General features: G+C 34.9%; 14 protein-coding genes and 1 tRNA gene. 10 read left to right on the forward strand and 5 right to left on the reverse strand.

Going from position 1 to position 15681, the window contains the following annotated elements:
- Positions 1 to 6 precede the first annotated feature (6 nt).
- A complete protein-coding gene (locus ACFS6I_RS19995; protein WP_380923260.1) occupies positions 7 to 819 on the reverse strand; it encodes a hypothetical protein in 813 nt (270 codons plus the stop codon).
- 1783 nt (positions 820 to 2602) lie between these two features.
- On the opposite strand from ACFS6I_RS19995, the gene ACFS6I_RS20000 reads away from it, so the two are divergent.
- The 9 genes from ACFS6I_RS20000 (at position 2603) to ACFS6I_RS20040 (ending at position 10870) form a co-directional block, all read left to right on the forward strand.
- The gene (locus ACFS6I_RS20000) at positions 2603 to 3085 is read left to right on the forward strand and encodes a helix-turn-helix domain-containing protein (protein ID WP_380923262.1); all 483 of its coding nucleotides are present in this window, start codon (positions 2603 to 2605) and stop codon (positions 3083 to 3085) included.
- A 225-nt stretch (positions 3086 to 3310) separates the two neighbouring features.
- Positions 3311 to 3383 (forward strand) — tRNA-Lys (locus ACFS6I_RS20005).
- Positions 3384 to 3701: 318 nt separating this feature from the next.
- Complete coding sequence (locus ACFS6I_RS20010) at positions 3702 to 5294, forward strand: DNA/RNA non-specific endonuclease (RefSeq protein WP_380923264.1); 1593 nt, start codon at positions 3702 to 3704, stop codon at positions 5292 to 5294.
- A 224-nt stretch (positions 5295 to 5518) separates the two neighbouring features.
- Complete coding sequence (locus ACFS6I_RS20015; protein WP_021189244.1) at positions 5519 to 5995, forward strand: hypothetical protein; 477 nt, start codon at positions 5519 to 5521, stop codon at positions 5993 to 5995.
- 5 nt (positions 5996 to 6000) lie between these two features.
- Positions 6001 to 6462: a hypothetical protein gene (locus tag ACFS6I_RS20020; protein WP_380923266.1), complete on the forward strand. Its 462-nt coding sequence runs from the start codon at positions 6001 to 6003 to the stop codon at positions 6460 to 6462.
- A gap of 80 nt (positions 6463 to 6542) precedes the next feature.
- Complete coding sequence (locus ACFS6I_RS20025) at positions 6543 to 7586, forward strand: aminotransferase class I/II-fold pyridoxal phosphate-dependent enzyme (protein ID WP_380923268.1); 1044 nt, start codon at positions 6543 to 6545, stop codon at positions 7584 to 7586.
- Positions 7587 to 7863: 277 nt separating this feature from the next.
- Positions 7864 to 8148: an HU family DNA-binding protein gene (locus ACFS6I_RS20030; RefSeq protein ID WP_021189241.1), complete on the forward strand. Its 285-nt coding sequence runs from the start codon at positions 7864 to 7866 to the stop codon at positions 8146 to 8148.
- 19 nt (positions 8149 to 8167) lie between these two features.
- Positions 8168 to 8998 (forward strand): tetratricopeptide repeat protein, encoded by an 831-nt coding sequence (locus ACFS6I_RS20035; RefSeq protein ID WP_021189240.1) that lies wholly within the window; start codon positions 8168 to 8170, stop codon positions 8996 to 8998.
- Between the two features lie 318 nt (positions 8999 to 9316).
- Positions 9317 to 10870 carry an Rne/Rng family ribonuclease gene (locus ACFS6I_RS20040; protein ID WP_021189239.1) on the forward strand — a complete coding sequence of 518 codons (1554 nt, stop codon included), beginning with the start codon at positions 9317 to 9319 and terminating at the stop codon, positions 10868 to 10870.
- A gap of 67 nt (positions 10871 to 10937) precedes the next feature.
- Here ACFS6I_RS20040 and miaA read toward each other — a convergent pair whose 3' ends face one another.
- Genes miaA through ACFS6I_RS20055 form a run of 3 tightly spaced genes read right to left on the reverse strand, consistent with a single transcriptional unit; the run spans position 10938 to position 13854 of the window.
- Complete coding sequence (gene miaA, locus ACFS6I_RS20045) at positions 10938 to 11840, reverse strand: tRNA (adenosine(37)-N6)-dimethylallyltransferase MiaA (protein ID WP_380923271.1); 903 nt, start codon at positions 11838 to 11840, stop codon at positions 10938 to 10940.
- Positions 11837 to 13009, reverse strand: a complete 1173-nt coding sequence (locus tag ACFS6I_RS20050) for a Gfo/Idh/MocA family protein (RefSeq protein ID WP_380923273.1) — start codon at positions 13007 to 13009, stop codon at positions 11837 to 11839. The genes miaA and ACFS6I_RS20050 overlap by 4 nt, the downstream gene beginning before the upstream one ends.
- Before the next feature lie 56 nt (positions 13010 to 13065).
- The gene (locus tag ACFS6I_RS20055) at positions 13066 to 13854 is read right to left on the reverse strand and encodes a hypothetical protein (protein WP_380923275.1); all 789 of its coding nucleotides are present in this window, start codon (positions 13852 to 13854) and stop codon (positions 13066 to 13068) included.
- Between the two features lie 92 nt (positions 13855 to 13946).
- Here ACFS6I_RS20055 and def point away from each other — a divergent pair, with 92 nt between their 5' ends.
- Complete coding sequence (gene def / locus ACFS6I_RS20060; protein ID WP_021191933.1) at positions 13947 to 14528, forward strand: peptide deformylase; 582 nt, start codon at positions 13947 to 13949, stop codon at positions 14526 to 14528.
- A gap of 34 nt (positions 14529 to 14562) precedes the next feature.
- Here def and ACFS6I_RS20065 read toward each other — a convergent pair whose 3' ends face one another.
- Positions 14563 to 15174, reverse strand: coding sequence for a trimeric intracellular cation channel family protein (locus tag ACFS6I_RS20065; protein ID WP_380923277.1), 612 nt, complete (start codon positions 15172 to 15174; stop codon positions 14563 to 14565).
- Positions 15175 to 15681 lie beyond the last annotated feature (507 nt).

The following is a 15681-nucleotide window of genomic DNA, read 5'->3' on the forward strand; positions in this document are numbered from 1 at the left end:
GGGATTTTAAGCAGTCTTCTTGCGGGGTTTTATTTTACTGTGTGCCTCGATAAATATTTTTTTGACAGCTGTAGTGTTTAAATGCAATTGCTTTGATATTTGTTCAAAAGAGAATTGTAATTCATATCGCATGCGGAAAATTTCTACCTGTTCGTCCGTAAGTTCTCCTTGTGCAACAATCTTCGTATTTAAGGTTGGCTTATTTATTTTTTCATAACTATTTAAAATTGAACGAAGAACTTCAATCGTTTTTTCTACTTTTAGGCTCACTTCATAATCTGATATTCCGCCTAAATAATAAGCAATGCGCTCATAATTGAAGCTGTACTGAAGACTGAGTTTAATGAATAACTGCTGTTCAAGATTTAAAAATGGCAGTACTTTGTTTAGTTTATCTAATTGATGCTTCTTTTCATTGTCTAATTTATCAAGATAAACTATGTCTTCATGAGCGTCATCATCTTCTTCATATCCAGCAAGAAATTCCTGATAATTGTCGATAGAATCTAATTGGAGGAGGCTACGGTGAAAGCGGCTCCGGGGGTTGCTATAAAAAATATGAATAGCCTTTTTAATTTGCATTTTTAGGAAATGCAAAAGATCTTCTTCAGAATGAATATTTTCCCGAGATAGCCATAACCTTAAGAAAGCATCATGTGCAATACTAGCTGCAATACAGGTGTCCCGTGTTGCACGGTTAGAGCGGAGGTAGAAATACGGATAAAACTTCTCATAGAAATAATTTAATCCTGCTTCAATCCCTTTGTTGAGTTGGATAAGTTGTTTTTTAGTGTTTTTTTGACTGTAAAGTTTGTTCATATTTCGTTTTATTTAGTGGGTAAACTTTTGAAACAACTTCGTGCAGCTTCTTTTCTGGCGATTTTAACCATGAAGCTGCCTCAGTTGAAAGATTTATGAATAGAACTTATTGGTATTGACGGTAATCTTGTTTTAGTCGTTTTGCGATTTTCTTAAAAGAATTTGTGAAGACCTTATCATGTTGAAAGCGTTCGTGAAAAGATGTTTTAACTCAAAATTCAATATTGTATAAACGCTCCAAGAAGATATTAATGAATAAACCGGTTCAAATTTAGTGTAATGGCAGACCTTCAATTGTATATCCCTAGCAACATGTAGCTTTATCTTCGTTGAATAATTTAATTCTTGGTAGGTATTTAGTGAGCGACAAGTGTCCTCACCCTACGGCTGTACAAGCAGCCTCGCTAAATATTTTAATAGCTGATTCGTATAAATAACCTGCTTATAAGCTGATATTCTTACCTCATAATTATAAATAGTGCATGATTGTATATACGTAGTAATTTATTCATTTTGTTAGTCCAGCTTATTGTTTATACATAACCAATAGTCTTGTGTTCAGGAGCTAATGATTGAGTTAACCTTAATATATGGGTAGAGAAAAGATGTTAATCATTATAAAAATCGGATGAGTAACCCATAAAGATTGTTAACCCATTATTGTTCTAGCAAGTTACAGTTAATACAGATTTTACAGCTTGAAAAAAATAAATTGGAAAGTATTTAGTGAGTAGCTTAAACTCTCACCCTACGGCTTTACAAGAAGCCTCATTTTGTCTTTAATATCTAATTTATTATGGAAGTGATTTCGCAGTGCTTCTATAGGGCTGTTTTTATAAAGTTTATTTACAGCTATAGATTTTAAGTCTCCTTATCTTAGTAAGAACCTAGTTGTGTACTACTTTCATTTTTTTCCTCATTAATTAGACTTCCTATGCAATAAAAGCACAGCTTTCTGCATATTATAATCCAACTGTTGTAAGAACTTTTACATGTAATTTTATAGTCCTTTGCTGTATGTACCATCAGTTTACAAAGTTAACGAACAAAGGTTATTGCAAGTTTTTTGTAGACCATGTACTTAATGAGCAGCATTTGCTCTCATCTTGCGGTTTCACAAGGAACCTCTTCTCCCGGGCTACTAAAGGAGTGTAGGTCGTGAGCGTAATGTTTACAAAGGTAGATGATGGGTACGTAAACTTATGATATTTGTCTAAATCTATTATTAAATTATAATGTGCCCTTTAAAAGCAATAATAAGAAAAATTGATTTATAGTCTTAATGAACCCGTAGGATAAATAAACATAAACATAGTTGTGTATCACTTAAAAATTAGGGACAACAAACAAGACCAAATATGAGAAGATCCCTAACCATGTATTTACCAAGTATGACTTTGGAAAACAGAAATTGGCAACATATTATTAATATCTTTTTTTTTAATGAAGAAAAAATACGAAGTTGTTTTCAGTGTATTTGGCGAGTGGAACTATCCCTTGCCTTACGGCTTCACAAGAAGCCTCTTTTTATCAATACCAATAAGTCAAAGAACAAAAACGGTGAATATATCGCTGCGCTGATATCACCTTAGAACATTTAATTTTTGAGAATCCTAGGTTTTGATGAATATTTCATATCGATCATAATTGGTTACATATACCATAGGACGAAAGGTAATTTCTCCCTTATATACACAAAAGTAATATTATAAAAGGAATTGCGCAAATTAAATCAGCTTTTTATTTGTATTTATTTTGCGCAAATATTTACTCTATTTGTTACGTGTCAAGAATAAATGAAGATATTATCCTGGATATTGGTCAAAAATTTCGAGAGCGTCGAGATGAATTAGATTTTACGCAAAGGGACGTTGCACATATGACTGACCTTACCATTAATACCATTGCTGCGGTAGAAAAGGGAAAAGGTACGACTATGTATAATTTTTTGCTAATTTGCCGCGCACTGAATATCCAGCCCAGAACATTGTTTGAGAAGAACATGGATCTGACGCCACTATATAAAATCGAACCTGAATCTAAACGACGTATAGAAACAACACAAAAGTTGGATCATTTAGTTTATCACTCTGATTTTTTTAATACACCCAAACGTGTGGCGGAGGTATTGGCAGAATTGAAGTTGGATAAAAACGATAGCAATAAATTTTCCGTTTATTTAACGGGATATTGTAAAGAGCATGTGTTAGAATATAGAAAAGAAGGTAATTTTAAGCTATATAAGAAAAAGACGAATAAAATATAGAAATCACAAAAAGCTCATACCTCATGCGTAATTTGGCTGATTGAGGCTAGCGATTAAAAACAGCAGTTTGAGTTCATGTCTATATTTGTTATCGAATTCATATACTTCATTTATGGATTTTCAATTTGATAATGAATGTCTTAAAAAGATTATATTATTATATCTTGTTTTTTCATTTTTATGTTTGATATAAAAAAAATCTAAGTTACATTTGAGTATAGACTTGACTTTGTAGCTCAGCTGGTAGAGCAATTGACTCTTAATCAATGGGTCGAGGGTTCGAGCCCCTCCGAGGTCACCTCCAGTAAAAAAGCCACTTTCTTTATGAAAAGTGGCTTTTTTATTCTTCGCGGCTTTTGATACTTGAGATTGATTCGTTTTTTTTTATCCTCAAATGATTTGTTTTACATTTTTTGCAATTCATATGTAACTTGGACATTTGTGATTGAATCAATCATTCTTTTAAAATCGTTTTTTCGGCTAAATTAAGACCTCTAGTAATCAATTAACTACAAAATTTTGGTGGTTTCATCGATTAAAAGTCATTACTAAACGTTCATTAATCTAAATTTATTAGCCATTTTCGCCCTAAAATTAATACTTACTATATTTTAGGATGATTAAAAAAACCAGAACTACAAAGACCAAATTTTTAAAGAAGGTAGTTTATTTTATTATAACATTTTTGGTTGTATACGCATGTCGTAAAAACCAGATCAGAATAGATCAGAACGCTGTACACTTTACAGCAACGATCGTTGAAGAGAATCAAAATAGAGCAATAGGTACTACATGGCAAAAAGGAGATGAGATCGGTATATTTATGATCGAGTCAGGAATGCCATTATCGACTAGTTCCATTGTCAACGGTACTAATAATCATATGTTTTTTATAAACGGATCAATATTTCAAACTACAGATGAACTTTTCTTACCTGATAAATCGGTAGATTTTATTGCCTATTATCCTTTTAAAGTAATTAGCGATTATCAATACATACTTGATATAACGGATCAGTCTAATCAGGCGAAAATAGATCTCATGTACGCAAAAAATGCGAAGGCAATCAATAAAGAGAACAATAATATTCCACTTATATTTGAACGTCAATTATCAAAAATATCGATTAAATTAACGGTAGCCAATATAGATGAACACGGGTATGAAGAGATGAAAGTCGTAATGCCGAAACTAAACACGCTTGGCTCCTTTGATCTGGTAACAGGGAAGTTAGCAGTCAACAAGGACAGTCAGAAAGATATTGAGGGAAAAGTCATAAACAACCATGATGGGACTGCTTTTGTCGAATTCTTCCTTTTTCCAGGAGAAAATATTACTGGAAAAACCATACAGTTTTTAACTTCAGACAACACGAAGTTTACTTGGAAGCTACCAAAAGTAAATAAACTGAAAAGAGCGAATCATTATTCTTTTGATGTAAAAATTGATAACGGTATTTCTGATGGAGGCATTGTCGCAATGCAACCTTACTTAGAAATTCCAGGAATAACGAAGTTGAAAAAGGACGAGGTTTTTATTCAGCACTTTTTACCTGATGATCCGAAACGCCGTAATTATACCATGCTGTACGATAAGGTGAAAAAAATGGCCTATTGGGTTGCCTACCCGTTGCACAGTAGTTATCTCGGTAATGCCAAACGTACCGATGACTGGCAATACGACCCGGCTATAGCAATGGAGTTTCAGCCCACTTTATTTAAAGGTTTTGGTACTTCAGGTTACGATAGAGGGCATCAGTTGCCTAGTGCGGACAGAAATTTTAATAATGCTCAGAATAAGACTACGTTTTACTTTTCAAATATGACCGCACAGGCATCTAAACTGAATCAGGGTGTCTGGGCAAACCTAGAAAATAAAGTGCGGACATGGACGGCACAATGTGATACGCTATATGTGGTAACAGGAGCGATGCCAAATACAAAATCTAACACGGCGATTGAATATATCATCGATAATAAAAACATAGAAATCGCCAAACCTCAGTATTATTTTAAAGCGCTAGCAATGAAAAAGGGAAAGAATTATTATACCATTGCCTATAAGATGGACAATGAAACACCAAGTTCTAACAAATTTGAAAAATATCAAATGACTGTAACCGAATTAGAGAAAGTGACCGGATTTAATTTGTTCCCGGATTTAAATGCAACGCAAAAACAAAGTATTGATGCAAACATTTGGAGATAAATCTTACCATTCATTGCATCGTAAAATAGGCACAAGACCTTGAACAGCACCGTATATATTGGTGAGTTATTTGTTAGAAGATTGCTTTTAAAAGAAATATCAGGGGGTATCTAGGCAAAATTAAGCTCAGATTCCCATTCTTTTTTAATGATAAAACCAAACGATTTTAGACATTAATTGTTTTGGAGGTACTGATTAATGGTTATACTTTGTATTTTAGCTAGATGAATATAAAAGGATTTGCTTTCATTCTTATTGGGGTATTGTCCTGTCTAAGTGTGGCAGCGCAAAAGAACCCATTACCGGCACATAACAATTGGATATTTGGGCCTTCTATTGGTTATCAATATCAGAGCGGAAGTTTTTTGAAAGCATCTGCCTGGGGGTTATTTGCACCAAATGAGTCGCAGTATATGAAAATTGATGCTGGTGCAAATTTCACTTGGATGGGCGGTAAAACAACCGTAATTCCCGAGGTGGGATTTACTTATTATGTCAATGATTTTGTTCTACTACCTTTTGTCAAAGCCGAATTGACCCCGTATACGGTAACGCCAAAAGTTGGTCTCAGTCTTTTCTCTCTCATTGATCTGGGAGTAGGTTATGGGTTTGATATTAATACCAAGAAAGATTTTAAACAAATTAAAGGAGTGAATTTATCCTTAGGAGTCAATATTCCTTTAAACTTTCATTTATATTAGACTCTATGAGAAGAAGTATTGTTGTTAAATTGATCTGTCTTGTGCTATTTAGCTTCAATATGCAGGTAAAAGCTCAGGAGATCTTATATGGTCCTACAATTAGTTATCAATATCAAAAAGGAAGTGCTGTAAAAACAGGAGGGTATTTTGCATTTGCTTTTCTCGGTGAAAATATTTTAAAAACAGATGTTACCGCTAATTTTACATGGACACAGAAAAAGTTTGCGGTAATTCCTGAGCTGGCGCTGTCTTTCTATCCTGAATCCTGGGTAGTTGCTCCTTTTGTACGGACAGAATTCACTCCATATACCTTTACACCAAAAGTGGGTGTTACAATGGCCACTCTTTTGGACTTGGATTTTGGATATGGATTTTCAATCGCTGACAAGCAGGATTATCGTCCACTGAAGGGTTTTACGGTTTCGCTCAGATTTAATATCCCGCTCAACTACAAACTCAATATGTAGTGTTTTTTGTTATTTGAGATAACAACCTAATATTTATAACAGAGTCTATTTCCCGGTAATTTTATAGTGTAATATTGATAATGAAAGATTTTACCCATTTGCATCAGCCAACAGGTCGGGTGATCAGTGATGAAGAAAGGACGTATCTTTTTTTTGGCGGAACTTCCTATCTGGGCTTATTGGTTAATGAGGCTTATATCGATGTATATAAACAAGGAATTTCTATTTATGGACTGAATAACGGAACCTCCCGTAATAATAATATTCAGCTTGGTATTTTTGATATTGCCGAGGAGGCTGCAGCTTTACGATTTGGCTTTGAAGATGCGATGCTAGTTTCAAGTGGTTATTTGGCTGCACAATTGGTTGTGAGGGTACTTGCTTTACAAGGAACACTTCTATATGCTCCCAATAGTCATCCAGCATTGTGGTTTGATGTCAATCCCGGAGTGAGTGGTCTTATGGCTTCTTGGCTGGAGGATGCGGTAAAGCATATCAATGCCTCTAAAGAAGAGTCTTTCGTAATTGTGAGTAATGCACTGGATAATTTAACACCCCAGCACTACGATTTTAGTCCATTACTAAAAATAGATCCCAATAAAAGGATCGTGCTTTTAGTCGATGACTCGCACGGAATCGGTGTGGTTCGCAAAAATAAAGTTTCTACGGAATTGTCTATGTTTGATAATACAGGAATTGATGTCGTAGTCGTTGCATCTTTGGCAAAAGGAATGGGAACAGATGCGGGTATCATCTTGTCATCCAATAAGTGGATTCAAAGGTTTCGTAAATCATCTTTTTTTACTGGAGCCTCCCCTGCTTCTCCCGCTTTCATGTACGCTTTTACAAATTCACAGGAAATATATTCGGATGAATTCAATAAACTCCAACAGAATGTCAAGCTATTTAGCGACTTAATCGGCAATAGCCTAAGTCATATTCCTAGTTTTCCTGTTTTCAGCTCCACAAACCCTGAACTTTATCAAAAATTAGTAAAAGAGGGATTTTTGATTTCAAGTTTTCCTTATCCTTTGGAAACAGATCCACCATTAAACAGAATTGTGCTGAGCAGTCTTCATAATGCCGATGATTTAAAAAAAATAGCACAGGTAATTTGTGATTAAAATTTAAGTCATAGGCTTATCATTTGTTTCACGTGAAATGATAAAAATAAAATTAAAGGTTTGATTTTCAGTAATAAAGTGTATTTTTGTGCTTCTTTGAAAAATGAGTTTAGCGATGCAATATGGCTAAGCTGTTGTAAATGATCTCTTTTGGAATAATTTTAAAATAAAAAAAATGTTTAAATTATTTCCAAACGTCATTTTAAAGAGATACTTTTGCAACCCCAAAGTATATTTGGTTAAAGGTTGAGAAATAAATAATTACAGTAAAATTGATATGACTAAAGCAGAAATTATTGCAGAAATCTCTAACAAAACAGGCTTAGAGAAGGTAGATGTTCAAGAGACCGTTGAGGCATTCTTCAAAGTGGTTAAAAACGCAATGGTGGGTGGAGAAAATGTATACGTAAGAGGTTTTGGTAGCTTTGTTGTTAAAAAAAGAGCTGAAAAAACTGCTAGAAACATTTCTAAAAACACAGCGATCATCATCCCTGAACATTTCGTTCCTAGTTTCAAACCGGCAAAAGTATTTGTTGAGAAAGTAAAAAACGGCAATAAATAATCTTAAAAACAGATTAAAAATGGCAAAAACCAAACAGATTATAGTAGTAGGCGTGGTTGCAGCATTAGTTGCGGTACTATTGGCACAACCTATCAAAGGTTTGGTGAACGAGAAAGAAGAATCTGCTCAAACGGAGCAATCTTCTTCCGAAATTAATTTGGAAAACATATCGTTAATGACAAAACAAGGATTAGATGCAAATTTAATCAAAGATATTTCCGATATTGAGACCCAAATTGCAAAGGCATCTGGAGAAGAAAAGATTTCTTTACTTCAAAAGTTGGCTGTAAAGTGGGATGATTTGGCGAAGCCAGCTCCGCAAGGATTCATATATGAAGAAATGGCTAAAATTTCTCCAAAATATGAATACTGGTTGAAAGCGGGTAACTCTTATCGTACTGCTTACACAAATTTACAAGACTCTACTTTAGCTCAGGCTTTAACACAAAATGCAATTCGTTCTTACGAAGCTGCGTTGAAATTAAATACTGCTAGTTTAGAAGCGAAAACAGGATTAGGAGCTGCTATGGTTTCGGGTACTAATAACCCGATGGCAGGAATTGCTTTACTTCGTGAAGTGGTTCAAGCAGATCCAAAAAATGTAGAAGCAAACAAAACTTTGGGATTGTTTTCATTACAATCTCGCCAGTTTGATAAAGCGATTGATCGTTTCAAAACAGTTATTGAATTGAAACCAGATGCGGAATCTTACTTTTATTTAGCCACAGGCTATGAAAATATTGGGATGAAAAGTGAGGCGGTTGCTGCTTTTAAACAAAGTAAACAACTAGCTGCTGACCCTTCCCTTTCACAATTTATCGATCGCAAGATCGCTGAGTTGAGTAAGTAATTAATTTAGTTTATAATCATTTAAAAAAAATTAGCTATGCCAAGCGGAAAAAAAAGAAAAAGACACAAAATGGCTACTCACAAACGTAAAAAACGTTTAAGAAAAAATAGACACAAGAAAAAATAGTCTTTCTTGTATAAGACTCCAATAGGTTGTTGAGACATGAAAATAACGCAATAATCGCATTGAAGTTTGATGATCTACACGTAATTTATTACGTGTAGATTGTTTTTTTTTATAAAAAAACGTTCTTTAAGGTTTAATCAGATACAACAAAGTTAGCAGGGTATGCTAATTTGTATCGTAAATATGTAGCTGTTGGTAAAGGAATTAATTATCGATTCTACTCCTGAAAAAGGAGTTACTATTGCTTTGCTACAGGATAAGCAGCTTGTTGAACTAAATAGGGAAACGGTTAACAATAATTTTTCAGTTGGAGATATTTATCTTGGGCGAATCAAAAAAATTATGCCGGGATTAAATGCAGCATTTGTAGACGTAGGATACGAAAAAGATGCTTTTCTCCACTATTTGGACTTAGGTCCTCAGGTTCAATCTTTGCTAAAACTTACTCGAATAGTAAAGAATGGCAGTTATCAAGAGAAACTGCTAAATAGTTTAAAACTTGAAAAGGACATCGATAAGGCCGGTAAGATATCTGATATCTTAAGCAAAAACATGCTTTTACCAGTTCAAATCGCAAAAGAACCAATATCAACAAAAGGACCTCGATTGAGCTCCGATCTATCTATTGCAGGTAGATTTGTCGTACTGGTACCTTTTTCAAGCGCGGTTTCCATATCCAAACGAATCAAAGGAAGTAATGAGCGGACACGTCTCAAGAAGATTGTCGAAGGAATAAAACCTCCTAATTTTGGAGTTATTATCCGAACGGTGTCTGAAGGTAAAGGCGTAGACGAACTACAAAAGGATTTATTGGATCTAATCTCTAAGTGGGAAATATTTACCAAGCGACTTCGGACAGCAGAACCTCCTCAAAAAGTATTGGGTGAAATGGATAGAGCTTCTACCATCTTACGCGATTTATTAACAGATGAATTTACACATATTCATGTAAATGATCCTGTGATATATGAAGAGACAAAATCTTATGTCCAAGATATCTCTCCTGATCTAGAAAAAATTGTAAAACTTTATAAACATAAAGAACCAATTTTTGACCATTTTGGGGTTGAGAAACAAATCAAGGCTGCTTTTGGAAAAACTGTTACATTACAAGGTGGTGCTTATCTCGTAATCGAGCACACTGAAGCACTTCACGTCGTTGATGTTAATAGTGGTAATCGTTCTGCTAATAAAGAGAACCAAGAGGATAATGCGCTCCTGGTTAATATGGAAGCAGCAAAAGAAATTGCGCGTCAATTGCGCTTAAGAGATATGGGCGGGATCGTTGTTGTCGATTTTATCGATATGCATAAACCTACTCATCGCAAAGAGCTGTACAGCTTCTTGAAAGAATGTATGGCCACGGATCGTGCGAGACACACAATCTTGCCTCCAAGTAAATTTGGATTAGTGCAGATTACGCGTCAACGTGTTAGACCAGAAATGAATATCGTTACAAATGAGAAATGTCCCGCTTGTGATGGTACTGGTGAGATCCGGTCAAGTATTGTCCTGATGGATGATATTGAAAATAATTTAAGTTTTATTCTTCAAGAACAAAATGAAAAAGGAATATCACTATGTGTACATCCTTATATAGCCGCTTTTATTAAATCTGGCTTTATTTCAAAAAGAATAAAATGGTTTTTGAAGTTTCAAAAATGGATCAAAGTTGTTCCGGTTACTTCATATTATTTAACGGAATTCCATTTCTTTAATGCTAAAGACGAGGAAATCAAGTTATAATCGAAAGAAATTAAAAAGGGTTGATCCATCTGGTCAACCCTTTTTCTGTTTATAAACTCTGATACTTTTAATCCAACCAATTGATGACAATGCCATCTTTTTCCATCTTACGGAAATAAGTCATCTGCCTTTTTGCATAGCGATGAATTTCTGTTTCCAATTTTTTATAGAACTCTTCGTAGTTTAATTCGCCTAATAGGTATTTAGATATATATTTATATTCCAGACCATAATATTGCAGTTCTGTATGACTAACACCAGATTCCAATAATGCCTGTACCTCTAAAATAAGTCCTGCCTCTATTCTTTGATCCAGTCTTTTGGAGATCTTTTTTCTTCTTGTGGATACATCAGGATTTAAGCCTATTACAAAGGAATCTAAACTTTCATTATTACGTATCATTTCTGGATTATTCTTAAGCCATTCTAAAATTTCTATCCCGCGAATGATTCTCTTTTTAGTGGATAAATCGATAAATAGATCATTGGGTTTGTTATACCTGGCTAATCTATCGATAAGTTCATCCCTTTCAAATTGATATAGAGCCTCTTTAAAACCAGGTTGGCTAGGAATTTTAACATATTTACTACCTTGAATAACACTTTGAATGTAGAGCCCAGTGCCCCCGCAAAGTATGATACGTTTTTTTTGTAACAATAGGGATTGATAGATTTGTTGGAAATCTTCTATAAATTGTCCTAGATGATATTTTTCTCCTGGATCACAGATGTTGATGAGATGATAAGGAACATCGCCGTATTCGGATAGATCTTTACCAGTACCTATATCCATTTGACGATAGACCTGGCGGGAATCTGCACTGATAATTTCGGCACCGATTTCTTTTGCGATTTTGACTGCTAGAGCTGTTTTCCCAGAAGCTGTAGGGCCTAAAATAACGATGACTTTCTCCCTTGGCAAAGATGAGATTGCCAAAGAAGAAAGTAATGTTTGTTGTTTAGTTATCACACAACAAATTTAGTCCATTTTTCAGAACCATTGTTGTTGTTGACAACATTTTCTATAAAAGCCATGCCGCGTACACCTTCGTGTACTTGAGGGAAATCCAACATTTCTGCCGTTGGTGTCTTACCTTCTAATTTCGCAGATACAGTTTGAGCAAAATTGCGGTAAATATTACCAAATGACTCTAATAGACCTTCTGGATGCCCAGATGGAATACGCGTATTGTGTGTTGCAAATGAACTTAACTGATTTGGAGCATTATACGCATTTCCGGTACGGAATACTTGACGAGGTTCGCCTAACATTTTGATTGTTAAGTTATTCGGCTCTTCGTTAGCCCATTCTAACCCGCCATTTTCACCATAAATACGAATGCGTAAAGCATTCTCTTCTCCGGCTGCTACTTGTGAAGCCCAAAGCATTCCTTTTGCTCCTTCTTCAAAACGCAATAAAACAGAACCGTCATCATCTAAATGTCTTCCCTCAACAAAAGTCGTTAAGTCGGCACATAATTCTGTAATTTTTAATCCTGTGATATATTCTGCTAGGTGAGCTGCGTGTACGCCGATATCGCCCATCGCTAAAGATTTTCCAGATTTAGTAGGATCAGCACGCCACGCCGCACCGGCATTTCCTTCACGCTCAGTCAATTTACTCAACCATCCCTGAGGATATTCGACAACAACTTTACGGATTTTACCAAAGTGACCAGCTTTAACCATTGCTTTCGCTTGTTTTACCATCGGATAACCGGAGTAAGTATGTGTTAAGCAAAGTGTTTTATTCGTGCTTTTTATTATTTCTTCTAAAGATTTTGCTTCTTCTAATGTTAAGGTCATCGGTTTTTCAATGACAACATTGAAACCATTTTCCAAAGCCATTTTTGCAGGAGGATAATGCATGAAATTGGGCGTAACAATCGTTAAGAAATCCATGCGCTCTCCTTCTGGAAGCTGGCTTTCTTTTAAAATCATTTCCTCATAATTTGCATAGCAACGATTTTCTGGAATGAATAGATCTTCAGCAGACTGTTTGTTGATTTCAGGATTGATGCTGAATGAACCACATACAAGTTCGATTTTACCATCCATATTTGCCGCGATACGGTGTACAGCTCCGATGAAAGCATCGTTGCCCCCTCCGACCATACCCATTCGTAGTTTTCTCTTCATGTGATATATTTTATTATTTACTGTTTAGATTAATCGACAAGATACAAAAAATGATTTTATTTTATCGATAGAATCAGTTTAAGACTGCCCAAGTTTTCTTTTAAGTAGCCATCAGGAAATTCTTTTTGTAGGTTCTTATATTGGTCTTCATCTCTAATGAGCACTCTTGATGTTCCATTTACCCAAAATTTAAGGGGTTCGAGTTCTGATTTTTTGACAAAACCAATTTTTTCTAATGAAGAATCTTGACTCCAATCCTTATCGGTATAGGTCATAATATCCTGAGGGTTGAAATCTTTGATAAATGCTTTAAGCAATTTGCTGATTCCCCCTACTACATTATAACCAAGTTTATTGCAAAATCTGATGAGTTCAAATGACCGATAGTTTTCAATCTTTAATTCAGGCATTTTTCTTCCTCCGCTAAATACAGCAAGAGAAACTAGTTCACCCTCTAAAAAAAGACCGTACCGATATTTTCCTGGCATTGCCCCCTGCAAATGGTTTTCTTCCAAGAATGCGATTGTATTTTTTTTATCGACACGAGCTACAACGGTATTTCTAGCGTAAGCTTTTTTCTGATGTAAGGCGATTGCCAGTATTCTTTTTAGAATGATAGCATATTTGCTAAATAATATATCTTCATCAATATGTACGATTTTTTGATTTTCTTCTGAAACCCGCTTCGTGATATTAGATCCGTACAGATGAATTTTAAAAGGAAGCTCCTCTCCCGTTATTACTGTAAATACTGGGGATTTTTCGGAGACTAAAATCTCTGAATCGAAGCTCTTTCGTAATGCATTACAAAAGCGTTCTACTATTTGATGGTATGAATCTGTCATTTTCGAATAACAAAAATATGATTTATTAGAAACAAACTGTGGTTTTCGATTGAATTTTAATACGTATCTTTGTCCTTCAAAAAAAATAAAGTATGAAACTTCCAATTGTGGCTTACGGAGACCCAGTTTTGCGTAAGGTAGCAGATGAAATAGATGAGGATTATCCAAACTTGAAACAACTTATTGCAGATATGTTTGAAACCATGTATGCTGCAAGTGGTGTTGGGTTAGCAGCCCCGCAAGTTGGTTTGCCAATTCGTCTTTTTGTAATCGACGCAACTCCTTTTGCTGAAGATATTGAAGAAGAGAAAGAAGTGTTGACAGCTTTCAAGAAAGTTTTCATTAATCCGATCATGGTTGAAGAGTCTGGTGAGAAATGGGCCTTTAATGAAGGATGCTTAAGTATTCCTGATATTAATGAGGATGTTTTGAGGCACCCGAATATTAAGATTAATTATTTGGATGAAAACTTTGAGGAGCACGAAATTGATTTATCCGGTTTAGCAGCGCGTGTTGTACAACATGAATATGATCATATCGAAGGGAAATTGTTTACTGATAAATTGTCTACACTGAAAAAAACAATGTTGAAAGGAAAACTGGATACAATTTCTAAAGGGATGATCCGTGTTGGATATAAAATGAAATTTCCATTTCAAAAGAAAAAGCGTTAGTTATAATTAACGCTTTTCTAATTATTTCTCCACCTTATCCACCCACTATCGGAAGGGAGAATTTATATTTTACGGCTAAGATTCGAACTGTAAAGATCAACAATGCACTTAAAAAAGCATTTATGCCCTCGGGAAGTCCAAAATAAGGTAAGGTTACGTAAAGTATAGCCCCTGATAAACAAGCTGTTGCGTAAATTTCTTTTCTGAAAATTAGTGGCGTTTCATTCATAAGGGTGTCCCGGATGACCCCTCCCATTACAGCCGAAAACATGCCTAGAATTACAGCCGCAATTGTAGAGCTTTCATAGGTAATGGATTTCTGCAAGCCAACAATAGTAAAGAAAGCGATCCCCATGGCATCAAAAAGTGTTAAAGTTCGGGAGAATCTATCTAATTTGTCGTTAAGGACTGCTGATAGAAAAACCCCGATTAGTATAGCAATTAAATAATTCCCATCGTCAACCCAAATGGGACGAAGGTTTAGAAAAACATCCCGCAGTGAACCGCCCCCTATTGCTGTAACAAATCCTGTAAAAGTTGCACCGAAAATATCAATTTTTCTCCGATTAGCTGCCATGGCTCCTGAAATGGCAAAAAGCATTGTGCCCATTAAATCAGTATAGTATATATAATCAGGTCCTGTCATTTATGCTTATTCTATTGGTTTGGCGCTTAGTTGTATAGGTTGATTCGTATTTAATATACTTTTTTATCGTTTTATGATCTTAATTTTAAAAAATGATTTCCGATCACTTAATCTAATGTTTCGTCTATTCCAGCAGTAAATATAGTTTTTTATTTTACATCACGATAATGCTTAACGCTAGTTCTGATCAATTTGTCTACAGCATGTTAAGAATCAATATCTTCTTTTTTTGGAAGTTTGGAGATACCGACTATTACATGATCTGACTTTTATAATGTAGTATATAGATTTTATTTTTAAAATTTATGAAAGAAAAAATTATGTATTCGATGCAAATTGATTTTCGATTAACTGTGTGAGTGTGATTATAAAGCAGCTCTTTAAACCAATTGAATCTGGAGAAATCTACCGCTGGTATCAGGGTGATACCATGTTATAAACAAGTGGGTACCTTATTCTAGTATAATAGAGATATAACAGGGGGATAAGAGGGGGTTTATAGGGGGT

The organism is Sphingobacterium anhuiense (assembly GCF_042686355.1).
GTDB classification, from domain to species: domain Bacteria; phylum Bacteroidota; class Bacteroidia; order Sphingobacteriales; family Sphingobacteriaceae; genus Sphingobacterium; species Sphingobacterium anhuiense.

Excerpts from the sequence above, each read along its gene's own strand:
- def (WP_021191933.1), top strand. The coding sequence starts at position 13,947 with ATGAAACTTCCAATTGTGGCTTACGGAGACCCAGTTTTGCGTAAGGTA.
- ACFS6I_RS20065 (WP_380923277.1), bottom strand. The coding sequence starts at position 15,174 with ATGACAGGACCTGATTATATATACTATACTGATTTAATGGGCACAATG.
- ACFS6I_RS20030 (WP_021189241.1), top strand. The coding sequence starts at position 7,864 with ATGACTAAAGCAGAAATTATTGCAGAAATCTCTAACAAAACAGGCTTA.
- ACFS6I_RS20025 (WP_380923268.1), top strand. The coding sequence starts at position 6,543 with ATGAAAGATTTTACCCATTTGCATCAGCCAACAGGTCGGGTGATCAGT.
- ACFS6I_RS20055 (WP_380923275.1), bottom strand. The coding sequence starts at position 13,854 with ATGACAGATTCATACCATCAAATAGTAGAACGCTTTTGTAATGCATTA.
- ACFS6I_RS20015 (WP_021189244.1), top strand. The coding sequence starts at position 5,519 with ATGAATATAAAAGGATTTGCTTTCATTCTTATTGGGGTATTGTCCTGT.
- ACFS6I_RS20035 (WP_021189240.1), top strand. The coding sequence starts at position 8,168 with ATGGCAAAAACCAAACAGATTATAGTAGTAGGCGTGGTTGCAGCATTA.
- ACFS6I_RS20010 (WP_380923264.1), top strand. The coding sequence starts at position 3,702 with ATGATTAAAAAAACCAGAACTACAAAGACCAAATTTTTAAAGAAGGTA.
- ACFS6I_RS20020 (WP_380923266.1), top strand. The coding sequence starts at position 6,001 with ATGAGAAGAAGTATTGTTGTTAAATTGATCTGTCTTGTGCTATTTAGC.
- ACFS6I_RS19995 (WP_380923260.1), bottom strand. The coding sequence starts at position 819 with ATGAACAAACTTTACAGTCAAAAAAACACTAAAAAACAACTTATCCAA.
- ACFS6I_RS20050 (WP_380923273.1), bottom strand. The coding sequence starts at position 13,009 with ATGAAGAGAAAACTACGAATGGGTATGGTCGGAGGGGGCAACGATGCT.